This is a genomic window from Oceanobacillus sp. CFH 90083, assembly GCF_009389585.1.
Lineage (GTDB): Bacteria > Bacillota > Bacilli > Bacillales > Amphibacillaceae > Oceanobacillus.
This window is the reverse complement of record NZ_VIYG01000007.1, coordinates 276589-284269: the sequence shown is the minus strand read 5'-3', so window position 1 is coordinate 284269 and position 7681 is coordinate 276589. Positions and strand designations below refer to the sequence as shown.

Here is a 7681-nt window from a genome sequence, read left to right as displayed (position 1 = left end):
ATCAGTATGTAGATGATATCCCGGAAGCACGGGTAGAAGAGCCAGAGGAAGAAAAAGGATTTATAGATAAAGCTTTTGATGGAGTGAAGCAGGGTGCAAAAACAGGTTTAGACGCAGCGAAAGCAACGGTAGACTTTTTGTGGTTAGATGATGCAAGGACAGTTATGGATGGAAGTGCACCGATTACAGAGAGGCTTCTATCAGGAGTTTCGTTTATTCCTGCTGGGAAGATATTTACGAGTATTAGGAATGGTTATAAGCTTGGTAAGGGTAAGATTGATAAGACATATAGCCGACCGTCTGGTTATAGGAAAGGCGTTAGGGATGAGGCTTGGGAAAAAGCTAAAGGTGCAGACGGTAAAGTGAGAGACCCAGGAAATGGAAAGATAATGAATAAAGAAGAACCATGGGATATGGGGCATAAACCAGGATACGAATTTAGAAAGCATCAAAAAAGTGCACAAGAAAGAGGCGTTTCAAGAAAACAGTTTCTAGATGAACACAATAATTCAGACCACTATCGACCTGAGTTACCTTCTACTAATAGAAGTCATAAAGGTGAAGACTTGACTGACAATTATTTTGGAGATTAAGATTGTAATGAGGTATTAGGAGGGGTATTATGAGTATTTCAAGTGAAAATAAAATAATTGCAAAGTCAGCTTTACAAGCTTTTGGGGGTAAACCACAAGTTTCAAAATACTGGGATGAAGGTAATGTAAGTAATATTGATATGCTTTCAACCGCTGATAGACCTTATGAAGGTATTACATCATACTCAACAATTGGGCTCTCCGACTATTCAATTGAATATACTGTTGATGGAACTCCTTTACGAATAGAAATTGTTGGAACTAGTGCATCAGAGTATAAACATTTTCCGAATGTGTTGGCAACCTGTGCTTTTTGTGTTATAAATTCAAACTTTTTAGTATCCCATGGTAAAGTTCTTCGAGATATGTTAAAGATGTATTACCCTAATAGCGAAATGAAACATGTTCTATTTGTATCACCATTTTTGTGGGAAGATTTAAAGACGCTTGATTTTCTAAACAAGAAGGTAGCCTGGTTACTCGCTGTTCCAATTTCTGAGAATGAGTATATATTTGCCCAAGAAAAAGGAACAGATTCATTAGAGGAATTATTTGAAGAGAAAGAGATCGATATATTTGATTTGGAACGAAAATCTATATTGTGATTTTCTGTATGTTAACCTTGATTGGCTAAATGTCTTTCAAGGTTTTTATTTTAATTTATATTAAATCAGCTGATATTTGAGCAAGAAAATGATTAGTTAGAGAGTTAAGAGCTCATTTCTTTTATTAGAAAAAATTGAAGGAAATAACACCTGAAAAAATAAAAATGATCCATTTTTTATGGAACAAGGAAGTGATAAAAATGACACTGCCAAAAGGAATCTATATTATCACAGGTATGATGGCGTCTGGAAAATCGACCGTAGCGCAATTGTTGGCAGAGCAATTGGATAATAGTGTCCATGTTCACGGTGATATCTACCGCAAGATGATCGTAAACGGACGAAAAGAAATGACAGCAGAGCCTTCTGAAGAGGCGTTGGCGCAATTAAGGCTGCGTTATCATCTTACTGCCAATACTGTAAAAGCATATTATGAAGCAGGTTTCTCTGTAGTGGTTCAGGATAATTATTTAGGAAAAGAAACAAACACTTTTCTTCAAGAGTTCCAATCTCAATCCATTTATTTCATCACACTGAATCCGAGTATGGATGTTATTGTTGAACGGGAAATGCAGCGTAATAAAACCGGTTATCATTCGTGGCAGGTAGAGCCGCTTTATCAAGTATTCGTAGAAGAAAATCCACAAATCGGATTATGGATTGACTCGTCAGTACTGACACCGGAAGAAACCGTTGCTGAAATTTTAAAGCGGGTAGAAACGGAAGGGAGAATTGGTATCTGATTCCTTGACAGAATTCTGCCAGTTATTTTTTATCGCAGTATAATTGGCTGGGACTGGGACTGCGATTACTCGCCCCACCGAAAACCTTTTGCGATTACTCGTCCCATCGAAGAGCTTTTGTAAGACTCTCACCTTAAGGAATGGGCTGAGTATGGTTTAGTGAGAAGGCAGGAGTGTTTTAAAATTCATTAAAAATAGGGCTATTTCTTTCTTATTTTCGTTATCAACACCAGATTAATTATGGTAACAACAAGAGCTAATAATGAGATAACAAGAGCTATTAATCCCATATCAATAGACTCCTCCTTGTTTTTAATGTATAAATCAGCTATAATAAAAGTATAATATGAATGGTGAAGGAGAAATATTTCTCCTTCACCTGTGGTGACAACAGGCTATCGCTTTGCCGAGCGATGGTCTTTTTTCTTACTATTTTCTTTTGACGAACGGATCTGATCAATAGAAATAATAAGATTAACAACCGCTGTCGTCAAGCTCACCATGCTAGTAAGCAAGACCACAAATTCCATATTATACACCCCCTTTCTATAGGGGCATCTTTATTATAGCACATATGTTTTGTTATTTCTTTTAATTCACTGCAATAATTCGCATAAATTTTTTTAAAAATTTATTATCCCAGACTACGCCCTGACCCCACGCCAAAACACCTTCCACATCGACTCTCCATGCTTTTCAATAATATCCATACCATAATAGCTTGTTTCATAAGATAAACCATCCAATAAACCATAAAAAGCACGTGCAGCTTCCTCCGGGGAAACTTCCTCCGTAACAGCTCCTGTCTCTTGGGCCTTTGTAATTTCTTCTTTAAATACAGCTCTTGCCTGCTCTTCACTCTCACGCAATAATGCCAAAACTTTATTCTCAAAGCCTTTTGGGGGATACGAGGAGAAGCGATTATAAAATTCAATGCTACTGTCATGATTTGCCAAGTCCTTTACATGTGCCTGAAAAGAGAGATGAAGCTTTTCCTCCGTTGTTTGTCCTTCATTTTCAAAGGTTGACTTTACGAAATGCACATAATCAGAAGCAATCTTGGTAGTCACATCAAAAAATAATTCTTCTTTACTGTTGTAATGTGCATATAGAGAAGATTTCTGCAGACCAACTCGATCAGCAATTTTTGTCATGGAAGTCCCGTTATAGCCAAGGGTTGCAAAAAGCTCCATTCCTTCGAGTAATATTTTTTCTTTTGTATGCATGATGATTCTCCTTTGACAAAGTAGTTATTGTAAGGTAAAATTCTTCTGGAAACGAACGGTCGGTAGGGATTGTTATTTCTTAATTATAAAGCATGTTTTCCTGCATGTCATGTAAAAATAAAATAAATGCAGCGTTTGTTTCATCAATAAAAAGTTCGGAGGAAAGATAATATGGGAGCACAGCCCTTATTTCAAAATCGTACATTTGTGTTGCTGTTTGTTGCTGGGATTTTCGGTGTGGTCAGCTTCAGTATGTTTTTAACAACAACAACATGGTTTGTTATCAGTGAGAGCGGATCAGCCAGCTCGTTAGGACTGGTATTAATTGCTGCGACAGTTCCGAGAATCTCGATGATGATTTTTGGAGGTGTAGTGGCTGATCGTTATAAAAAAACAACGATTATGTTTTTAGCAAATTTTGTGCAGGCGGTTCTTTTGCTTGTTTTATATATTCTTATTAAAAACGATGGATTATCGTTGACGCTGCTGCTATTGATTGCTGCCGGGTTTGGGATGCTGGACGCTTTCTTTGGTCCGGCAAGCTCCTCGATGATCCCAAAAATTGTTGAGAAAAGCCAGCTGCAGCGTGCCAATGCGCTATTCCAGGGTGTTGACCAAATTTCATTTGTAGCAGGTCCAATTGTTGCAGGTGTGCTGATGGAGTCAATAGGTGTCAGCGGCAGTTATTTTGTGGCAATGATTTTAGCATTGCTTTCTGCGGTCATTATTTACCCGCGCTTTATCAATGAAGGTCCCGTTGCATTGCAGGAGAAGCAGAAGCCAATAAGGGAAATTAGGGAAGGTTTAGCCTATATTAGGAATTCAAGCTTTCTAATGACAGGCTTAGTCGTTTTAATTACCTTGAACTTCTTTGTATTTGGAACCTTGCATATTGCGATTCCATTCTTAGTGGAAAGCTATGGAGGATCACCGCTTAATCTAAGCTATATGGAAGCCAGTCTTGGTATCGGACTGGTGGCTGGTACAGGTGTGCTGAGCACCGTATTAGTGAAAAAGAAAGGGAGGACCTCTTTATTTGGATTATTGGGAGCGTTAATTGCATACGTTATTTTTGCGCTCGTTCCTAATTTAACGATGCTGACGATGGTTGTATTTTTTATCGGATTTTCCATGTCCTTTGTATTTATTCCATTCTTTACAGCTGCCCAGGAGCAAGCGGAAGATTATATTATGGGAAGGGTTATGAGTATCATATTCCTGGCTATGAATGGATTTGATCCGATTTCTTATGCGCTTGTTTCCGGATTATCCGCTGCTGATATCCCGATTCAGGCCATCTTGCTAAGCTTTGGTGCGATTGGCCTGATCATTACAGCGGTGTTATTTACAAAAGCAAAAACCTATCAAAGCATGTAACACTGCATCAAAACCTCTTATGCGGCATCACGTCACATAAGAGGTTTTTTACACTTTAAGAAAATATAAAGAATTTAAGGAAAAAAGTATAAGTGCAACTAAGGCAACCCTATGCCTTTTCAAGGCTTGACTTGCCAAGTTTTCTTTATATGGTCATCTCTGATTGGTTTCTGCGCCATTTTCCAAGAAAAAGGATGCAGATTGTTAAGAGGTTAAGAAAGATAAGCTGACCATATTTCAGAGAAGCAAAAAGCTGCTGTATAAAGGCTTCCTCCAGCATCATCTTGCCTGCTGTCCATGCAAGCAGACCTGCACCAATATAAATAATGATAGGAAAGCGCTGAATCAGTTTCAGGATAAATTCACTGGCGGTTAAAATAATCGGGATGCTTAAAATAATGCCGGCGATGATTAAAAGTAAATCACTATCTGCAATAGCAGCAATGGCCAGAACATTATCCAGGCTCATAATCACATCCGCAAAAATAATAATCGTGATTGCCTCCCGTAAGGAGCTGCCGCTCTTCATCTGGCTGTGGTCTTGTTTGTCCACTAATAATTTATATGCGACATACAGCAGGAGACAGCCGCCGATGAATTGGATAAAGGGCAGTTTTAATAGATAAATCATAATAAAGACAAAGAGAATGCGGAGTGCAATTGCTCCAAACGTTCCCCAGCGAATAGCTCTTTTCTGAAGATGTTCAGGAAGGTTTCGGCTTGCCATTGCGATAACAATGGCATTATCTCCGCTTAATAAAATGTTGATAAGGAGAATTTGCCCGACTGTCTGTATAAATTCCAACCTATCTCTCCTTTCTCCAGCAGGTCATTGGTTAAGTATATGAGCTTGTACGAAGAATCAGAACAGGAGTGAGAAAATAATGAAATGGCTGGAATATATTGGAGGCCTATGGAATTTATCCATACAGAAAACCTCTTATCACAAAGGCGCTTTGTAATAAGAGGCATGAATTGGTATCCTGCTATTCCATTAGTCTGCTTTCTTCGCTGCAATACCCCGTTCATAGTCCTTTTGGATATCAATGAACAGCTCTGTGTCCTGAAGCAGGCGATACCCCGTAGCAGCTAAGGCTTTTGCACCGGTAATCAATGCCTGATTGCCTTGTTCTGATTTTGCTGCTTCTCTAAATTCCACTGTATGTCCGATTAAAGATTCCGGACCAATTTTAATGTGACCGTGAGAGGTAGGCACTTCATAGCTGATATTCCCGGCGTCTGTGGATCCTTTTGCTTTCCGTTTTTCGGTATGGACATCTTCGCCTAATGCTTCTAATTCTTCTTTTAAAATAGCATCTAAAGAGGTATTGATGACAAAATCTTTTACTTCATTTTGAAAACGTCCTACTTTTACTGCTGTACCTGTTGCTAAGGCAGCACCTTCTGCCACTGCCCTTACCTTTGCTGATGTTTCTTCTGTCTTCTCCCAGGATTCTGCACGGATATAGAATCGGGCAGCAGTGTAATCTGGAATAACATTGGGTGCATCACCGCCATGTGTAATAATGCCGTGGATACGAATATCGTCTGGCAGCTGCTGGCGTAACAAGCCGATGCCGCTAAAGAATTGAATGATTGCATCTAAGGCATTGACGCCTTTTTCAGGTGCTCCGGAAGCATGTGCCGGCTTTCCATAAAACTGAAATTCAAGGGGATCAACTGCTAAAGAATCATTACTGAGACTGGTTTTTGCACCAGGATGAATCATTAATGCAGCATCGACATTTTTTAAATAACCATGTTTAACAAAGCTCCCTTTGGCACTGCCATTAGGTCCTCCTTCTTCAGCCGGTGTACCGAGAACGATAATTTTTCCGCCTGTTTCGGGAAGTACTTCTGCTAGTGCAATTCCTGCTGCAACACTCGTTGTTCCGATGATATTATGACCGCAAGCATGCCCAATCCCGGCTAAAGCATCGTATTCCGCTAAGAATGCAATCGTTGGCCCTTCTTTGCCGCTGTCTTTTTCTGCGTAAAAAGCAGTTTCATGTCCAGCCACACCTGTGTCTACTTTAAAACCAGCATCCTGCAAGGTGTTGACATGCAATTCACTTGCGAAAAATTCTTCGTTTCCGATTTCCGGGCGTGCATGAATAGCCTGACTGATTTCGATATATTTTTCCTTGTTTGCCTCAATGGATTGAAAGATCGTATCCTTTTTCTGTGCAACTATGCTCATCATTTCATTCCTCCCTGAATCACTTGGTTTGTAATGGATTTTCTTTTATTCCGCTTTTAATGCTTCAAAAGCTTTATCTAATTCTTCTTGAGTCAATTTGACCAAGAAGGAGCCTCCGTTTGTATCGTCATCAATGGCCTGCTCAATATCTTCTTCCTGGTAAAGTTCAACAATACGCTGGTAAACCTCGTTATTTTTGTCTTCTTCCCGTGCAGCGATGATGTTGACATAAGGATGTGTTGCTTCTCCATCTGCGCTTTCAATATAAATCGGGTCTTCTCCAGGGGACAGACCAGCCTGGCCGGCAACACCATTATTAATAATAGATGCAGTAACATCCGGTAATACATGAACGGTTTGCTGTGCAACCATTGGAACAATATCCAGATTTAAAGGATTTTCTTCAATTTGCGATGGATCTCCAAACATTCCGAAGCTGTCACTGAGTGTAATTAAATCTGCACTTTCTAATAAGCGCAATGCACGTGCCTGATTAGACGGGTCATCCGGGATAGCAATGGCTGCTCCTTCTTCAATTTCGGAGACATCATCAATTTCCTCCGAGTATAATCCGATCGGTGCCAGAACTGTAGAGCCAATAGGAACAAGTTCATTTCCGCTTTCTACGACGTATTGTCCAAGGAATGCAATATGCTGATAGGCGTTGATATCAATATCTCCTTGAGCCAAAGCGTCGTTAGGCAGGGTGTAGTCTGCAAATTCAATCAGCTCAATTTCAATTCCTTCTGCTGCTGCTTTTTCCTGAAGAATCGGCCACTGCACACCGTCAGCACCATTGACACCAATTTTTACATGCGTGGTTTCTCCGTTGTCAGTTGCATCTGCATCGCTGCTTCCGCAAGCTGCCAGGGTTATCAAAATAAGTGAAACAAAAGCAATCAATAATTTCTTGTTCATAAAAAACTCCTCCTTGTTG

9 protein-coding genes are annotated in these 7681 nt (G+C 39.7%); 4 read left to right on the top strand and 5 right to left on the bottom strand.

The genetic code is table 11. The features are described 5' to 3' along the window. The 3 genes from FLK20_RS21950 to FLK20_RS13180 all read left to right on the top strand — a co-directional run. The coding region (locus FLK20_RS21950; RefSeq protein ID WP_227995031.1) for an HNH/ENDO VII family nuclease at positions 1 to 593 on the top strand (593 nt) is incomplete at its 5' end. A gap of 29 nt (positions 594 to 622) precedes the next feature. Further along, positions 623 to 1198 (top strand): suppressor of fused domain protein, encoded by a 576-nt coding sequence (locus FLK20_RS13185; RefSeq protein ID WP_152657041.1) that lies wholly within the window; start codon positions 623 to 625, stop codon positions 1196 to 1198. Between the two features lie 164 nt (positions 1199 to 1362). Continuing rightward, complete coding sequence (locus FLK20_RS13180; RefSeq protein ID WP_152657040.1) at positions 1363 to 1941, top strand: phosphotransferase-like protein; 579 nt, start codon at positions 1363 to 1365, stop codon at positions 1939 to 1941. Positions 1942 to 2336: 395 nt separating this feature from the next. Here FLK20_RS13180 and FLK20_RS22130 read toward each other — a convergent pair whose 3' ends face one another. Beyond that, positions 2337 to 2471 (bottom strand): hypothetical protein, encoded by a 135-nt coding sequence (locus FLK20_RS22130; protein WP_255473829.1) that lies wholly within the window; start codon positions 2469 to 2471, stop codon positions 2337 to 2339. 114 nt (positions 2472 to 2585) lie between these two features. Continuing rightward, the gene (locus FLK20_RS13175; RefSeq protein WP_152657039.1) at positions 2586 to 3167 is read right to left on the bottom strand and encodes a TetR/AcrR family transcriptional regulator; all 582 of its coding nucleotides are present in this window, start codon (positions 3165 to 3167) and stop codon (positions 2586 to 2588) included. Positions 3168 to 3338: 171 nt separating this feature from the next. Here FLK20_RS13175 and FLK20_RS13170 point away from each other — a divergent pair, with 171 nt between their 5' ends. Further along, positions 3339 to 4544, top strand: a complete 1206-nt coding sequence (locus FLK20_RS13170) for an MFS transporter (RefSeq protein ID WP_152657038.1) — start codon at positions 3339 to 3341, stop codon at positions 4542 to 4544. Between the two features lie 145 nt (positions 4545 to 4689). On the opposite strand, the gene FLK20_RS13165 is transcribed toward FLK20_RS13170, so the two are convergent. The 3 genes from FLK20_RS13165 to FLK20_RS13155 form a co-directional block, all read right to left on the bottom strand. Further along, complete coding sequence (locus FLK20_RS13165; RefSeq protein WP_152657037.1) at positions 4690 to 5349, bottom strand: TerC family protein; 660 nt, start codon at positions 5347 to 5349, stop codon at positions 4690 to 4692. Positions 5350 to 5538: 189 nt separating this feature from the next. Then, positions 5539 to 6744, bottom strand: coding sequence for a M20 family metallopeptidase (locus FLK20_RS13160; RefSeq protein WP_152657036.1), 1206 nt, complete (start codon positions 6742 to 6744; stop codon positions 5539 to 5541). A 45-nt stretch (positions 6745 to 6789) separates the two neighbouring features. Next, entirely contained in the window at positions 6790 to 7662 is an 873-nt protein-coding gene (locus FLK20_RS13155) for a MetQ/NlpA family ABC transporter substrate-binding protein (RefSeq protein ID WP_152657035.1), read from the bottom strand. Positions 7663 to 7681: the final 19 nt, after the last annotated feature.

Excerpts from the sequence above, each read along its gene's own strand:
- FLK20_RS13175 (WP_152657039.1), bottom strand. The coding sequence starts at position 3,167 with ATGCATACAAAAGAAAAAATATTACTCGAAGGAATGGAGCTTTTTGCA.
- FLK20_RS13160 (WP_152657036.1), bottom strand. The coding sequence starts at position 6,744 with ATGAGCATAGTTGCACAGAAAAAGGATACGATCTTTCAATCCATTGAG.
- FLK20_RS13170 (WP_152657038.1), top strand. The coding sequence starts at position 3,339 with ATGGGAGCACAGCCCTTATTTCAAAATCGTACATTTGTGTTGCTGTTT.
- FLK20_RS22130 (WP_255473829.1), bottom strand. The coding sequence starts at position 2,471 with ATGGAATTTGTGGTCTTGCTTACTAGCATGGTGAGCTTGACGACAGCG.
- FLK20_RS13155 (WP_152657035.1), bottom strand. The coding sequence starts at position 7,662 with ATGAACAAGAAATTATTGATTGCTTTTGTTTCACTTATTTTGATAACC.
- FLK20_RS13185 (WP_152657041.1), top strand. The coding sequence starts at position 623 with ATGAGTATTTCAAGTGAAAATAAAATAATTGCAAAGTCAGCTTTACAA.
- FLK20_RS13180 (WP_152657040.1), top strand. The coding sequence starts at position 1,363 with ATGATCCATTTTTTATGGAACAAGGAAGTGATAAAAATGACACTGCCA.